The organism is Pedobacter frigoris (assembly GCF_005116445.1).
Lineage (GTDB): Bacteria > Bacteroidota > Bacteroidia > Sphingobacteriales > Sphingobacteriaceae > Pedobacter > Pedobacter frigoris.
In genome coordinates this window covers 1,070,467-1,086,683 of the sequence record NZ_SWBQ01000001.1, presented here as the reverse complement: position 1 = coordinate 1,086,683, position 16,217 = coordinate 1,070,467, and the positions used below count along the sequence as shown (strand labels likewise).

Genomic DNA, 16,217 nt, shown 5'->3' with positions numbered 1-16,217 from the left:
TTTCATAACGAAAATCGCCCTCTTACTTATTCAACTTATTGTCGATTAGCAGAAATACTTTGAAAATTTAAACAGGTTTTTATGCTCATCGATCCTACAATTAAACTTTAGGGAAAAAATATTTAAATTTTGTTCAATATAATGAAGGCATTTCGCTCTGGATAACTGGATCCTCCATGTCCAAGATCGCCTCCATGATCTGTTGATACGACAATTAACCAGTCTTCATTATCGTAGGTAGATCTTGCTTTTAATGCTGTTAAAATTCTCCCAACCCTTGCGTCTGCCCACTTTACAGAATCCATATACATTTGTGTAGTGATCCGGTAATTACTCGCATGACCTGTTTCTGGATGTGCCAAAGCACCACCCTCAGTTATACTGTCACCTATAAAAACAATATTTATTTTTTTATCTTTTTTTCCGGAAAAAGAAGTCAAAACAAAGACCAAGAGCAGACAGGCATAATTAACTATACGCTTCATTACTTTTAAAAATTGATGATTTGGATTCCTAAAAAACCTAATATAAGCTTAATAACGTGTTAATCCTGCCTTATTCCATCGAAAACAAACCAAAAGGGTTTCCTTCAGTATCCACACAAATAGCGCAAAAGCCAAATTCTCCGATAGAAAACTTGGACCGGTTAACCATTCCACCCGCAGATTGAATACGGGCTTCTTCTACGCTACAGTCCTGGCATGGAAAATACACCATCGTATTGACACAGTGTCCGTCACCTTCTTTGGTGCCAGGCATTTCAATTAAAGCTCCCGAAACGCCCTGATTTTCCGTAGGTGAGAAAAATGACATTTTCATACCTCCGGGTGATTCGCCTGGCATAGGACTATCTATAAAATTAGTACCTAATACTGCATTGTAAAATTTCTTTGCTCGTTCCATGTCCTTAACATAGATTTCAAACCAGCAGACGATGTTTTGATTCATAATTGTAGATTTTAAGTTTTGTTACCCGAATTTAACTAAATTGAGTTGTTAATACCAACTATTCTTCAAGATATCAACTAGTTGAAAATATTTTGCATATTTTAGCTTAAATGACCATTGATTGATATGAATGCATCATGGAATAGATATATATGAGAATTTTAACTTCCTTCCTAACCAATTTGTTTAGTAGCTTTATTCTAAGCAAGCTATGAAAAAATTCATCTTATTTTTATCGCTCCTATTTTCTATCTTTCAGACCGCTCTGGCACAGAAAACTGAAATATGGATTGTCCGTCATGCAGAAAAAGGTGTGAACAATCCCAATGATCCGGATCTTTCTGACAAGGGTAAAAAACGAGCTGAAGATCTCGCTGTTATTTTAGCTAAATTTAAATTTGACGCTGCATTTAGCACGCCTTATAAAAGAACACATCAAACATTAGATCCTCTGGCAAAGAAAAACAAGATCAGTATAACCGATTACAAAAGCATCACCACCCTTGTTGATGACATCAGGAAAAACTATTCGGGCAAAAAAATAATCATTGCCGGTCATTCTAACACTGTTTTGGAAACCATAGAGGCCTTCGGTATTCAGCGGCCAAAAGCAAAAATAACAGATGATGAATTTAACAACATATTTCATTTGACTTTAAACGGCAACAAGACTGAACTTAAAACGAATACTTATGGCAAAATTTAGTCTATTATGGATATAAAGGCACACGAGATTGGCAATATTAAAATAGCAGAAGTAGTATCAGCTGAAGTCATTGTTAAAAATGCAGAAGAGGGCCTCCAACTGCTTGTAGATGTTTATTATCAGGATTTCGATAAAATTATCATCCATGAAAAGAATATCACTCCAGATTTCTTTAATTTAAAATCTGGAATTGCAGGAGAAATTCTTCAGAAGGTATCTAACTATAGAATGCAATTATTCATTATTGGTGAATTCAGTAAATATCCTGGAAATAGCATTAAAGACTTCATCTATGAAAGTAATAGAGGCAGACAGGTTAATTTTCTCGATTCTGTAGCGTCAGCTATAGAGAGATTGTCGAAAACTTAGAAAAGATCGATGAGCGAAGAATTTCCAATATTGGGTCTGGAAAATTTTCATACCAGTGAAGCAGCCGAAATCTGTTTGTTAAATCACGTGACCCACGGTAATAATAAAATTAAGACAGCACACAGTCATGATTTTTACCTGTTTTTCCTCGTAGCACATAGTAGCGGTACACATACAATTGATTTCGTTAATCACCCTGTTACAGATCATCAAATACACATTTTACTTCCCGGACAAGTACATCAATGGGAGTTGCAGGAAAACACAAAGGGCTATCAGCTGATGATCGGTAAAAAGTTGTTTCAAACATTCAGCAATCACCTTAGCTTTTCACCCATTCTTTATTTTAAGCATCCCGTTATTACTTTAAACACGGAATCTTTTGAGCAACTGAATTATGAATTCAAACAATTTGAGCAGGAGACCACGCAAGCAAAGCCGCAATGGGATATCGTTTTGCTGAGAAGTAAACTGATCGCCTTGTTTATCGAGCGGGAAATGGAAAAGTCATTTAAAGACTTAAGTGCTTTAAAAAACAATCCTATCGTTGCCAGATACATCAACCTGATAGATGAATATTACAAACAAGAAAAATCTGTTTCCTTTTATGCTGATTTATTGAACATCACTCCCAACTATCTCAACATCTTGTGTCAAAAATATGCACGTCTATCAGCCAACACGATCATACAAAATCGACAGATACTGGAAATAAAACGATTACTGCATATTTCTGAAATGACGATTAAACAGATTGCTTATGAACTGGGGTTTAATGATCAGGCATATTTTTCTAATTTCTTCAAAAGAAAAATGGGGGTTTCGCCAAAGGAATTCAGAGATAAGTTATAATTATTACAAGTATTAGCGCTTTTTCTATAAAAAAGAATAAGCATTTGACGTTACTTTTGGGTATACAATTTTCAATATGAACACAGACGGCCTTACACGTAAAAAATTTATTAAACAAACCATGAATGTTATGGGCTACGGGTTATTATCTTCCACGTTACCGGGTACGTTATCTGCTATGGAAACAGGAGCGGATTATAAAATAACAGATCGGTTGGTTTTAAAAAATGTAAGGCTGGAAACCGGCTTTACCAAAGACGATTTTGAGGTAACAGGTACAAAAACCGAACTGTATGTAATCATAATAGAAAATGGAAAAATAAAAGAAATAGCACCAAATGGCAATATTGCGGGAACAATAGACGCTAAAGGTTACTTAATGCTGCCGGCGATGAAGGATATGCACATCCACCTCGATAAAACTTATTATGGTGGGCCTTGGAAAGCGCATTCCAAACGTCAGCGATCGGTAAAAGATATGATTGCACTGGAAGAAAAAATCATACCTGAGCTATTAAAAAAATCAACTGAACACGCAGAAAGGATCATAGAACTGTTGCAATCAAAAGGATCTGATTTTGCGAGAAGCCATGTTAATATAGAGCCGACCTCACAATTAAATTCGTTAAAAAACCTATACAAAGCTATTGAACGTAAGAAAGATGGGTTTGGAACAGAGCTTGTTGCTTTCCCGCAGCATGGACTCTTTAAGTCCAAATCGGAATCTCTCATGAAGGAAGCTGCTCAAATGGATATTAACTTTATAGGCGGACTGGATCCATACTCAATTGACGGTAGTGTAGAGAAATCCCTGGATTTTACAGTGCAACTGGCGTTGGATTACCATCGTGGAATTGATATTCACTTACACGAATCAGGAGAAAGCGGTTTGAAAGCCGTGCAATACCTGATTAATAAGGTCAATGAAAATCCTGTTTTGAAAGGAAAAACCTTTCTAAGTCATTGTTTTGTTCTGGGATCCTTATCAGAAAAAACCTTAAAAGATACCTGTGAGCAACTGGCGGCAGCTAAAATTGGAATTATATCCACAATTCCATTCGGTCGCCTGATCATGCCTATTCCAACTTTATATCAATATGGGATTAAAGTAATGACTGGTACGGACAGCGTTGTAGATCATTGGAGTCCATTTGGAACGGGCAGTATGCTACAAAAGGCTAATCTAATGGCTCAGCTTTATGGTTATTCATCTGAGCTAGAACTGTCCAGATGTCTTCGCATCGCGACAAACGATATCTTGCCCTTAGATCAGGGTGGCAACCAACAGTGGCCGAAGGCCGGAGATCAGGCTAATTTTAACTTAATAGATGCGAGTTGTTCAGCTGAAGCTGTTGCACGAAACTCCGATATCAAAGCACTTTATCATAATGGAAGACGTGTTTTTAGTCAGGTTTAGAAAAACAATAACTAATTTTTCCTGCGCATGAAGTTATGCTGCTTATGTAATTTTCGTCTAGTTTAAAACTTAGCTGTTGCCAGTTTTGACTATTACTTACTACGTTCTTTTGAAGTATATGTTCGCCATCCAGGGTTGGGTACAGTTTCAAATCATCGCCAATCCCCTGACCTGTCGCTTTTAAAAATGCTTCTTTTCTTGTCCAAAGTTTAAAAAACCTTTCAGAGGAATTCATCTCATTAATATGACTTATCTCTTCCTGAGTAAAATGATCTTTAATTACCTCCTGATAAGGAAAATCAGGATTGATATATTCTACATCAACTCCTATTGGTGCAGTAGATATAACCAAAAGTATCACATCTGCAGCGTGTGAAAGGTTATAATAGATTTCAGATGTATCGTTCAATAAGAATGGCTTTTTATGATTGTCTAATTTGAATTGTAATGAACAGGCAGGTAGATTTAAATATTTACCCAAAATAATCCGCTGCATGCCTCTGCTTATCCTAAAGCGTTCACGATCTTTTTGCTGAAAGTACCTATTTGCTCTGGCTATTTCATCCGGACTTAATAAAGAAATAAATTCATCTAACCGTTGTAAATACATACTTATCCTAATGTCAAAAACATGTATTTGATTTGACTCCAACTCATACACCGGACCGTCCCAAATGATGTGATCAGCAAATGAATTCTTAAGCGTGTACATTTCAGTCATTATTGATCTTATTTAAGCATTCCTGCAATACTTCAGCAAATATTCTATCATTAGGTGCTTTAAAAATTGTGTTGTGTTCGCCTGGCACCTTATGTATATTCACACCCTTCAATGCATATGGTTTCCAGCCCATATATTCAAAGTCATCTACATAAAATGACCGTTCCTGCGCACTGAAAACTTCTATGGCAATATTGTAAGGTGTAATTTGATAAAGCCTGGAAGCGATATCATTCTTTTCATCTATTTCATTGGCATAACCGAAAAAACCTTCCTGCACCTGCTGCTTTCCATATTTGAGTTTCCAGTAAACTCTTGTTAGCGCACGTTTAACAGCCTGGCTCCTATGTGCAATCGTTTTTTGTATCCCTTCCTGAAAAGTTAATGAATACCACATTTTTCTACCAAAATATAACCCTTTATTGATGTATTTAGTAATAAACGGATCATAATGAGGGGTCCTGTAAGCGTAAGTATCAAACATTGCCAGCATTCTTACCTCTTTATTTTGTGCTTCAAGCTGCTTTGCCATTTCAAACGCAATTATTCCACCAAATGAATAACCTGCAAGTGCATACGGACCGTTGGGATTTTGTGCTAGTATGGCGGAGATATAATGTGCAGCGATATCTTCTATCCTTTCCAACGGTTCGTCTACCCCATTTAATCCTTTTGCCTGCAAACCATAAACAGGTTGGCCCTCATCCATATGCATAGCAAGTGTATTGAACAGCAATACATTTAGTCCGGCACCATGAACAATATAGATAGGGATTTTAGTACCTGATGTTTTTATTGGGACCAGAGAATCCCAAGTTATAGACTTACCATCCATATTTAGCATTAACGCCAGCCTTTCTACTGTTGAATTTTCAAAAAGTACTGCTAAAGGCAACCGCTTACCTGTCTCTTTTTCAATCTTCGACATAACCTCCACAGCGATAAGTGAATGGCCTCCCAATTCAAAGAAATTATCATGGATACCGATATTTTCAATACCCAGGCTTTTTTTCCAGATCTCTGCGACCATTTGTTCTACATCAGTACGAGGCGCCATATGCTGATAATTCCTGGATTCCGGAATCACATTAGCCTGATTACTCAATTGTTTCCTGTCGATTTTACCATTCGGAGTCAAGGGCATTTCTGTCAATATCACAAAATCATCAGGGACCATATATTCAGGAAGAGATGTTTTTAATGTATTTCTCCAGTCTTTCGCAACTTCATTGTTACCTCTTTCAAACCCATAATTCAATACCACGAAAGCAATTAATCTGTTGATGTTCCTGTGATCAGCAAGGGGCATTACTACAGCTTGTTTTATTTCCTTTTCCTGGCATAGGAAATGCTCAATTTCTGCCGTTTCTATTCTATAACCCCTTATTTTAACCTGTTGGTCGATCCTCGAAATATAGATCAGTTCTCCTTCTTCATTAAGTCTCGCCAAATCGCCGGTACGGTACATTTTAGCGTCTTTTATTTCAGAGAATGGATCATCGATGAATTTGTCGGCTGTAAGTGCTGCCTGATTTAGATAACCTTTGGTTACTCCTGCCCCTCCTACATAAATTTCACCCGCCGTCTCGGTTGCCACCGGATTTCCAAATTGGTCGAGCAAATAGATAGTGGTATTATCAATTGGGCGACCAATGCTAACATAGTTGTCTTCAGCCTTAACTTCTGTTACGGTAGACCATACTGTAGTTTCAGTAGGCCCGTAAACATTCCATAAAGATGATGCACGTTTTAAGATGTTCTTTGCCAGATCTAAGGGTAAAGCTTCACCACCACATATGGCTTTTATTTTTTCCTCTCCCCAACCGGCTTCGAGTAGCATTCTCCAGGTATATGGTGTAGCCTGCATTACTGTTATCGCCTCATTTTTTATGATATCTAGTAACGCACGTCCATCTTTTATGGATTCATCATCTGCCAGCACAATTTCAGCACCAGAAATCAAGGGCAAAAAGAGTTCTAGTCCCGCGATGTCAAAACTAATAGTGGTTACAGCAAGTAATTTGTCAGCAGCCATAAGCCCCGGTCGCTTTTTCATGCTATACAGGAAATTAACCATATTATGATGCGCAACCATTACTCCTTTTGGCTGTCCGGTAGAACCTGAAGTATAAAGAACATATAATAAATCCGTACCCGTTATAATTACTTCAGGATTTGTCGAAGGGTAACCATCGAGTTTATGCAGTGTCTCATTCAATACAATCTCCCTTATCCCCGCTTTATTTTCTATTTTACCGGATGAGCTGGTCAGTAAAAATACCGCACCTGAGTCTTCAAGCATATAATTGATTCGGTTTGCGGGGAATTTAGGATCAAGAGGTACATATACACCACCGGCCTTTATAGCGGCCAGTATTCCAACGACCAATTCTGCAGACCTGTCGAGCGAAACTGCAATTTTGTCGCCCTTTTTCAGTCCATTTTCTATCAAGAGTGCGGCAAGCTGATTGGCTTTTGCATTAAGTTCAGAATAAGTAAATGATACGTCTTTAAATGTCAAAGCACTATGATCAGGATACATGGCCACCACATCGCTAATGAGCTGAGGCAACGATTGATCTTCCGGATAAAAACAGGCAGTATTGTTCCACTTTTTCAACTGATCTATCTGTTCATCATCAATTTTTGAAAAAGAATTTCTGATAGGGGTATCTGGTGCAATAACAAGCTGACGCAAAAGGTATTCATAGCGCTGCATCATTTTTTCGATACTGGCTGAATCAAACAACGCTGTATTGTATGACCATTCCAATATCAGCGCATCACCGTTATTGGTGATATTCAGAAAAATCTCGAAGGTTTCATATTCACGGGGATTGCTGATGTATCTGTGGGTAAGGCCTTCAAATTCCACACCTTCGTCCATACCTATGTCAATATTGAAGATTACAGGTATTAAAGCCAATCGTGAAGGATCCCTCCGCAGGTTTAATTTCTTAAGTAAAGTACCAAAAGTATAGCCCTGGTGATCATATGCATCTAATATCTCCGTAGTCCTTTGTTTCAGATAACTTGAAAAAGATTTGTTTACATCCGGAAAGCTCCTTAAAGGTAAAAGATTTACGCAATGACCTACCAAACCATATTTACCTGTTGCAGATTGTCCGGCAACCGGCAATCCAATTATGATTTCTTCCTGCCCTGTTAATTGTTGCAAAAATAGCTCAAATGCTCCAAGCATTGTGGTTACAAAGCTGCTGCCTGCCTTACGTGCTACCTGTTTTATTTCTTTAACCAAATCAGCATCCAGATCAAAATCTGCACGCTTGCTTTTGTATGTCCTTTGTACTGGTCTTGACTTATCAGTTGGTATATCCAGTGGATTATGACCGCCTTCAAATTGCTCAAGCCAGTATTTCTCATTTTCAACATTAAGTTTACGATGCTCTTCCTCTGCATATTCACTGAAAAGTTGTGCGGGAGGCAGCTGTAATGGCTCTCTTTTAACAAGCGACGAATAAATCTTACTAATTTCCTGCATCAGAATGCCAATAGACCAGCCATCGCAAATGATATGATGGAGCAGCAACTTCACTATATACCGGGTATGACTTAGCTTAAATATTGTAGCTTTAAATAATGGTCCATTCGCCAAGTCGAGTTCCATGGTTGCAGACTCATAATTGTCCTTAGCAATAAACTCTTCCTTTAGATTCTCCTTTTTTGCCGATAAATCATGGACACTTATATTTACAGGCAACTCTTTTCGGACGATCATCTGCTGACCCTCAGCGCTGAATACAGCACGTAGAGATTCATGTCTGTCAGAAATTATCTGTAATGCTTTTCGCATCGCTTCTTGATTAAATGCCCCGCTCAATTCGATTGAAGCCGAATCATTGTAAGCACAGCTGGCCTGCGAACCGCCAATCAGACAAGCAGTCCAAATTTCAAGTTGCGATTCAGTTGCCGGTACAGTCAAAATATCTTCCCTGTTCGTAGCTTCAACAATTTTAGAATCACCTGAAGTATATAAAAAACCAGCCTTGATCATTTCCTCAATGCTCTCTTCAAAAGCCTTTACTATCGCGGAAATATCTGCATCAGTATGTGCTGTAGTCATAAAACATGGGAAGCCATCCAATATATGAATCCCTTTCAACCGCATCAGGGTAAATAACAATTCGCTATACGGAACATCTTCGGTAAATCTGAGTCTCCATAAAGATCCAAAACCCACCACAGTAAGTGGCAGTTTTTCTCTCTTGCAAACAGCATCCATATCCAGAATAAACTGCTGTGTAATTCTAGTTAAATTCTCCTGTAATGTATTTCCTGCTTGCTTCATATGCAGCAAAGAAGCCTTTGCTGATGCCAAAGCCAGCGGATGCCTCACGAAAGTACCTGCAAAATAAGTAACCCCTACCTCTGGCATCGAAGCATCTCCGTATTTCCAGTAACCTCCGTCTAATGCGTCCATGTATGCTTTAATACCCGCAATAACCCCTATAGACAAACCTCCGCCAATTACCTTACCGTAAGTAGCAAGATCAGCCTTGATTCCAAACAGGGCCTGTGCCCCACCCGGATGCATACGAAATCCTGTAATCACTTCATCAAATACAAGCGCTATCTGATTTCGGCCCGTGATCACTCTTAGTTCCTTAAGAAACTCAACAGGTTGGAAATCGGGCCGGCGACTTTGAACAGGTTCCACCAATACCGCCGCTATTTCATGTGCCCTTTCTCCGATGATCTTTAAAGATTCATCTGTGCCGTAATCAAGAATCAGCATATTCTGCACTGCTCCGGGTAAGATGCCGGACGCCGCAGGAATACTTTTTAAGTTTTTTGTGCCTCGTACAATCACTTCATCAATGATTCCATGGTAAGAGCCGCTGAAAGCAACAATCAGCTGCTTACCAGTTACGCTTCTCGCAATCCGCATAGCACCCAAAACAGCTTCAGACCCAGTATTACAAAGTCCTGCGCGGTCAAAACCAGTAAATTCACACAACAGTTTAGCAACTTCTCCGGCCAGTTCATGCTGGGGACCGATCTCATAACCCCTTTCAATTTGTTGATGAAGGGCATCTTTAATGAACTCAGGCTGATAGCCGAACATATTGGAACCAAACCCGTTGAGCGCATCTATATATTCATTACCATCCACATCCCAGAGACGGCTACCTTTAGAGTGTTTTACTATAACAGGATAAACCAGCTCTTTCGTCATAGGTCTGAAACCACTGACAACACGCGGATCTGCCATGTAAGAACGACTTTCCTGTGTTTTATTTTTACTCCCCGAGGTCCTTTTGTTATAGTCAATAATCAGTTTACTTAAAAAAGACTGTTGACTGTCAATCAATCCTTTACTTTGTTTTTCTATACGAGCAGCAGCACCGAAGGGTTTATTAACTAAACTCATCTCTTCCTCATCGAGTACGGGCAACACCGGCTCTACGGTAACAGCAGACGACAAAGACTGAGGAGAAAAATTTTCACTCAGAAAAGCAGATAGACGGTCTATAGAATTTAGGGTTTCAAATAGTCTTCTAAAGGTGATATGAACTTTAAAAATCTTGTTAATGTTGGTCGCAATCTGTGTAAGTAATAAAGAGTCAAATCCAAGTTCAGCAAAACTGATATCACCTGCTACATCCTTCATTTCTATACCTGAAGCATCTTCAAAAATCGCTTTCAGTTGTTTTTCCAGCAAGCCGCCCGCTATCTTTGCATTTTGAGGTATCGATACAGTTACTGTGTCGGGGGTATTTATAATAATTTGTTGATTTGGTTTTACCCAATATCTTTTATGGTCAAAAGCATAAGATGGCAACCTCAATCTTCTCCCCTCTGTTTCGTAGAAGGATGTCCAATCTATGTCTACGCCATTAAGCCAAAGCTGTCCGGCCGACTTTAAGAACGATCGGTATTCATTCTGTTCTACTGAATGTGTTATTCCTCTGATGATTGCGCTTAGGTTTTTACCTTGTGTCTGTTGCTTAGCAAATGTTGTAAGAGCGTGGCCGGGTCCCGCTTCAAGCAGCAGACAATCTCCTTTTACTGAGAGTGTATTGATTGCCCTATCAAAACGTACTGTTTTTCTGATGTGCTGCGCCCAATATCGGGGATCCGTTGCCTCTTCATCAGTCAGATAATCACCTGTTACCGTAGATATTATAGGCAAAGATGGTTTATTGAATTTAACAGTTCTTAAGACTGCTTCAAATTTTGCCACTATGGGCTCCATCATTTCTGAATGAAAGGCATGGCTTGTATTCAATACGATCGCAGGTACCCCGTGTTGTTTGAGGACAGCAGAGAATTTATCAACCTCTGTAGTCTCGCCAGCCACAACACAAAGCTTGTCCGTATTTATCACAGCAACCGATAATTTTTCCGGCAATATTTTTTTCAGCTGTTCACTTTCCATCCTTACGGAAAGCATGCTTCCCCCAGGTAATTCTCCAACTAATTTAATCCTTTCTGTAATCAGCCTTAATACATCAGACAGACTAAATATCCCGGCAAAATGAGCAGCTACAAATTCACCTATACTATGTCCAACAAACATTGTTGGCGTTATCCCCCAGCTCAACCATAGTTTACTGACTGCATACGAGGTTACAAACATAGCAGATTGTGTAAACCGTGGATCCCCACTTATTAACTGCTCATAAGAAGGACCATTGAGTATAGACAAGCATTCATCCACTGCCTCACAGAATACCCTTTCATTTTGATACAGTTCAAGCCCCATGTTTGCATATTGAGATCCTTGTCCGGGAAACATAAACACCAGAGTATTTGCTTTATTTTTTAAAGACAACGAACTCTCGCTATTTCTTCTAAAGTCGCTCAATTGCTGTAAGAGTTCATCTCTATTGGCCGCTACTATGAAATTTCTCTCTTTAAAGCCGGCTCGGCGGGTATGCAGGTTCCAGGCAATATCTGCCAATTCTACGTCGGGATTTTTTTGAACATACTCTAAAATTCTTTCTGCATAATGTACCGCACTTGCAGGTGTTTTTGCCGACCAGGAGACCAGCTGCAGAGAACGCGAAGATGAGGTTTCCTTAGGCTCCGGTAAATATTCTTCCAGGATCACATGTACATTTGTTCCGCCTACACCAAAAGAACTCACACCGGCAATTCGCTTATTTTCGGTATTCCAATGCTTTAACTTGTCATTTACAAAGAAGGGACTGTTTTCAAAATCAATATTTGGATTTGGCTTGTCATAAAATAATGTAGCCGGCAATTGCTGATGATGTAATGAAAGTACGGTTTTGATAAATCCAGCTACACCCGCTGCTGCCACCAGATGCCCCATATTGCTTTTTATAGAACCAATGGCACAAAACTGTTTGCTTTCCTGCTTACCAAAAGCAAGTTTCAATCCTTCAATTTCGATAGGATCTCCCAAAATAGTACCAGTACCGTGAGCTTCTACATAGCTGATAGACCCAGGTTCTATACCTGCATCATTTATTGCCATAGCAATAGCTCCCGCTTGCCCTAAAGCACTTGGCGCTGTAAAGCTGGCTTTCGCATGGCCATCATTATTTAGTCCCACCCCTTTGAGCACTGCATATATGACATCACCGTCTCGTTGTGCTTCTTCAAGCCCTTTAAGCACTACTATACCCGCTCCATCGCTAAATATTGTTCCGTCAGCCTTTGCGTCAAATGACCGGCAGTGCCCGTCACCACTCAACATAGTCCCCTGTTGATATAAATGTCCGCTATTGACCGGAGTATGTACTGATGATCCACCAGCCAGAGCAACGTCACACTGTCCGTTGCGTATACTTTCTGCAGCTTGTACAATAGCCAGTAAAGATGTTGAACATGCTGCATGCACGCTCACAGCCGGACCATTCAAATTCAATTCGTATGCCGCTCTCGTGGCTATATAATCCTTTTCATTTAAAGTAGAAACCAGAAAATCACCCACATTACTCACGAGCTCAGGATTGGAAAGCACATTTTTTGTATAGTAAGTATTGTTTCCACTACCAGCAAATACACCTATTTTTCCGCTATATTTTTCAGGAATGTGACCACTGTTTTCAAGTGCTTCCCAAGCTAACTCAAGGAATATGCGCTGCTGAGGATCCATCAGTTCAGCTACGTTAGGTGGAATTCCAAAGAAGTTAGCATCAAAATCTCCTGCGTTTTCAATTACTCCTCTAGCTTTTACGTAGTGAGTTGCATCTTTCAGTTCCTGGGCTATACTTGCATCCAGTTCAGCATCAGTAAAAAAGGATACCGTTTCCTTTCCTTTGGCCAATATCTCCCAAAGTTCCTCTATGCTATTGGCACCAGGAAAACGTAGTGACATACCAATCACCGCAACGTCTTTCTTTTTTTCTGATCGACCTATTTTAAGTGGGACGAATCTTGAAATTGTCTCCTTGTTTTCCAGATAGTCACCAATACCGCTTACTGTTGGGTATTGGTATAGCTTTGTGATGGGCAATACTTCCTCATACCTCTTTTTCAATTCAGTAACACTCTTGACTGCAAGTAAAGAGTTACCTCCCACTTCGAAAAAATTGTCATTTCTTCCAATCCGGTTAAGCTGAAGCAATTCAGCCCACAATGCTGCTATCCGAATCTCTGTCGCAGAAATTGGTGCAGAATAAGGAATTGATAATTCCGGACGTTGCAGATCAGGCAAGGGCAGTGCTTTGCGATCTATTTTACCGCTGCTTGTCTTTTCAAAACTATCTACCCAAATAAATAGAGCGGGGATCATATAATCAGGAAGCTGATCACCCAGATTAATTCTTAAAAATGAAAAATCCTTTTTGATACCCGAAGATTGCATATAAGCGATGAGGCGTTTTTGTCCCTGAGGATCCTCAGATGCAACTACAACACATTGTTGTATACCTTCAATTTGATTTAAGTGTGCTTCTATTTCACCCAGCTCTACCCTGTTACCTCTAATTTTTACCTGGGTATCTTTGCGTCCCAGAAATTCAATATTGTTATCTGAAAGTATTCGACATAAATCACCACTCCTATACAAATGCACAATGTTTCCATCCTCATCTATCCAATCAATAAATTTTTCAGCCGTGAGTTCAGAATTGTTAAGATAACCATTAGCTACGTTAATTCCGGTGATACAAAGTTCTCCCTCCTTTCCAATAGGAACTTGTTTCATTTCTTCGTCCAATACAAATATTGATGAATTGGCCACAGGTTTCCCAATTGAGGGCAGTAATGGCCAGCTTTCCGGTTTACCTTCTAGTCTTAATGCTGTCGCAAATACAGTAGTTTCAGTTGGCCCATACATATTGTAAAATACGCAACCAGGCAAGGCCTGAAAAAACCGGGAAATCTGCGGGCTGATCTTAAGCTGTTCACCAGCAGTAATCACCTCCTGCAAAGAAGAAGGGTGCCGCTTTTCAATATCTGCAACTTCTGTAAGGTATTGTAAAGCTACAAATGGTAGACTGAGCCTGTTGATCTCATATTTTTCAATATAATCCAACAATTTTAGGGGATCAAGGCGTGTTTCTTCGTCCACAAGCACTAAAGTACCACCAGAGCAAATGGTACAAAATATTTCCATTACCGATACGTCAAATGACAATGGGGAAAATTGAAGAGTGCGGAAACCTTGCTCTAAATATGGAGAAATTTCCTCATGCCACTGAATCAAATTGATCACCGCAGGATGATCAATACCGACCCCTTTCGGTTTTCCTGTCGACCCTGATGTATAGATGACATAGGCTAACTTTTGTTTCTCAGAAATAATTTCCGACTCCCTTATAGAAACATTTTCGTTAGGCACAATGACCTTATTAATCAAATCTTCAAAAATTTTCTTATCTAAAAGCGGAGCAACACAAATATCCAAACCTGCATCTTCAATGATGTCTTTCAACCTTGCATAAGGCATAGCAGGATCAAGAGGTAAATAGGCCTTTCCTGCTTTTAATATAGCAAGAAGACAGACAATTGTATCAATACTACGCGTTGTGCTTATACCTATAATCTCAGATTTAGGGGCTGCATGTCCAATGGTTGCTGCAAGCGCATTAGCCCTTTCGTTGAGCTGCTGATAGCTGAGATATTGATCTCCCATTTGAACAGCGGTGAGATGAGAATTATTCAAAACTCGTGCTTCGAACAATTGATGTATTACTACATCCGGGTTAATTTGATATGCTTTGTTGTGGCTCAATTTTATTCCTTAATAGCGTTAATGACTATCAGTATATACCAATAACTCCGCCAATTTAATTCATGCATCAAAGTTGTTATAAAAGGCCATCACAAGGATGGCCTTTTTCAAAAACACTAAACTAAAAAAACTGCTATTTGGATTTCTCTTTCAAAAGATTTAACTCTTTTTTCAAGAGTTCAATTTCTGCCTGTTGTTCTTTGATAGCTGCAACCAGTAAAGGAATCATACTTTCGGTATTAACTTCACTGTATCTGGCTACCTTTGAGGCATTTTTTCCTTCGTTGTACACTTTAGAAGCTTCATAAACCATTTCTGGAAATTCTGGTCTTACATTGCTGGCCAAAAAACCATACTGCTCTCCCACCGGAAGTTTAAGGTATTTATATTTATCTACATCATATTTAAAAGTAACCGGTTCCAGGTTCTTTAGGTGTTGTGTAGAGTTTTCAATCTTACCTATTTTAATCTTCAATTGTTGTTCTTCAATTTTTTGTGCATTTGCGGATAAAGTAAATGCAGTAAATAAAAGGCCTATTGCAGACCCCTTCAGTATTAATGGATATCTCATAAAATTATAATTGGATTCAAAATTTCCCTGACATGATAATGCCCGGATCTCGTTAATAAATAAGTATTCTTTTTTAATTTAACCAACCAGGATGTTGGGAGGAGGACTAGGGAGCGACAAATGTACCTTAACGGTTTCTGGAAAACTAAAATGATTCAGTTTCTCGGAAGACCGAAGCTGTTCGATCCATTCAAAGCCAGGACTTATTTCATCATCCAGTGAAAACTCCACTTGTTTGTCTTCTTTTGAATCATCTGGGAATTCTTCACCTGGTTGTTGCAAATGATAACTGATCAAAACCTCTTCATCATTACACATTACAAACGAGGCACTCTTTATCATCAAAAATGATATTAGAATAAGTAAACCTGTTAATTTTTTAAACATTTGTCCCTGATCGTGATTGGTGTGTCAACATTGCAAATATAGAAACCTAATCAAAACACACAAGTTTCATTGAAT

Annotated in this window: 10 protein-coding genes; 4 read left to right on the top strand and 6 right to left on the bottom strand. The window is 39.1% G+C overall.

Annotated features, from left to right (window positions below; translation table 11 throughout):
* Window positions 1-122: 122 nt before the first annotated feature.
* Together FA047_RS04770 and FA047_RS04765 are read right to left on the bottom strand one after the other, a co-directional pair.
* Complete coding sequence (locus tag FA047_RS04770; RefSeq protein WP_136834822.1) at window positions 123-485, bottom strand: hypothetical protein; 363 nt, start codon at window positions 483-485, stop codon at window positions 123-125.
* Between the two features lie 70 nt (window positions 486-555).
* Window positions 556-948 carry a VOC family protein gene (locus FA047_RS04765; RefSeq protein ID WP_136834821.1) on the bottom strand — a complete coding sequence of 131 codons (393 nt, stop codon included), beginning with the start codon at window positions 946-948 and terminating at the stop codon, window positions 556-558.
* A gap of 211 nt (window positions 949-1,159) precedes the next feature.
* Between FA047_RS04765 and FA047_RS04760 the strand changes: the two genes are divergently transcribed.
* The 4 genes from FA047_RS04760 to FA047_RS04745 all read left to right on the top strand — a co-directional run bounded on the left by FA047_RS04760 (window position 1,160) and on the right by FA047_RS04745 (window position 4,292).
* Complete coding sequence (locus tag FA047_RS04760) at window positions 1,160-1,654, top strand: phosphoglycerate mutase family protein (protein ID WP_136834820.1); 495 nt, start codon at window positions 1,160-1,162, stop codon at window positions 1,652-1,654.
* A gap of 6 nt (window positions 1,655-1,660) precedes the next feature.
* Window positions 1,661-2,023: a DUF4180 domain-containing protein gene (locus FA047_RS04755; protein ID WP_136834819.1), complete on the top strand. Its 363-nt coding sequence runs from the start codon at window positions 1,661-1,663 to the stop codon at window positions 2,021-2,023.
* Between the two features lie 9 nt (window positions 2,024-2,032).
* Entirely contained in the window at window positions 2,033-2,875 is an 843-nt protein-coding gene (locus FA047_RS04750; protein ID WP_136834818.1) for a helix-turn-helix domain-containing protein, read from the top strand.
* Window positions 2,876-2,951: 76 nt separating this feature from the next.
* Window positions 2,952-4,292, top strand: coding sequence for an amidohydrolase (locus tag FA047_RS04745; RefSeq protein WP_136834817.1), 1,341 nt, complete (start codon window positions 2,952-2,954; stop codon window positions 4,290-4,292).
* Here FA047_RS04745 and FA047_RS04740 read toward each other — a convergent pair.
* From FA047_RS04740 to FA047_RS04725, 4 genes are all read right to left on the bottom strand, one after another.
* Window positions 4,279-5,013: a 4'-phosphopantetheinyl transferase family protein gene (locus tag FA047_RS04740; protein WP_136834816.1), complete on the bottom strand. Its 735-nt coding sequence runs from the start codon at window positions 5,011-5,013 to the stop codon at window positions 4,279-4,281. The genes FA047_RS04745 and FA047_RS04740 overlap by 14 nt on opposite strands.
* Complete coding sequence (locus FA047_RS04735; RefSeq protein ID WP_394347557.1) at window positions 5,006-15,133, bottom strand: amino acid adenylation domain-containing protein; 10,128 nt, start codon at window positions 15,131-15,133, stop codon at window positions 5,006-5,008. Before FA047_RS04735 ends, FA047_RS04740 begins: the two co-directional genes overlap by 8 nt.
* Window positions 15,134-15,317: 184 nt before the next feature.
* The gene (locus FA047_RS04730; protein WP_136834814.1) at window positions 15,318-15,755 is read right to left on the bottom strand and encodes a tail fiber domain-containing protein; all 438 of its coding nucleotides are present in this window, start codon (window positions 15,753-15,755) and stop codon (window positions 15,318-15,320) included.
* Between the two features lie 78 nt (window positions 15,756-15,833).
* Window positions 15,834-16,097, bottom strand: coding sequence for a hypothetical protein (locus tag FA047_RS04725; RefSeq protein WP_136834813.1), 264 nt, complete (start codon window positions 16,095-16,097; stop codon window positions 15,834-15,836).
* Window positions 16,098-16,217 lie beyond the last annotated feature (120 nt).

Excerpts from the sequence above, each read along its gene's own strand:
- FA047_RS04750 (WP_136834818.1), top strand. The coding sequence starts at position 2,033 with ATGAGCGAAGAATTTCCAATATTGGGTCTGGAAAATTTTCATACCAGT.
- FA047_RS04725 (WP_136834813.1), bottom strand. The coding sequence starts at position 16,097 with ATGATAAAGAGTGCCTCGTTTGTAATGTGTAATGATGAAGAGGTTTTG.
- FA047_RS04740 (WP_136834816.1), bottom strand. The coding sequence starts at position 5,013 with ATGACTGAAATGTACACGCTTAAGAATTCATTTGCTGATCACATCATT.
- FA047_RS04730 (WP_136834814.1), bottom strand. The coding sequence starts at position 15,755 with ATGAGATATCCATTAATACTGAAGGGGTCTGCAATAGGCCTTTTATTT.
- FA047_RS04765 (WP_136834821.1), bottom strand. The coding sequence starts at position 948 with ATGAATCAAAACATCGTCTGCTGGTTTGAAATCTATGTTAAGGACATG.
- FA047_RS04755 (WP_136834819.1), top strand. The coding sequence starts at position 1,661 with ATGGATATAAAGGCACACGAGATTGGCAATATTAAAATAGCAGAAGTA.
- FA047_RS04760 (WP_136834820.1), top strand. The coding sequence starts at position 1,160 with ATGAAAAAATTCATCTTATTTTTATCGCTCCTATTTTCTATCTTTCAG.
- FA047_RS04770 (WP_136834822.1), bottom strand. The coding sequence starts at position 485 with ATGAAGCGTATAGTTAATTATGCCTGTCTGCTCTTGGTCTTTGTTTTG.
- FA047_RS04745 (WP_136834817.1), top strand. The coding sequence starts at position 2,952 with ATGAACACAGACGGCCTTACACGTAAAAAATTTATTAAACAAACCATG.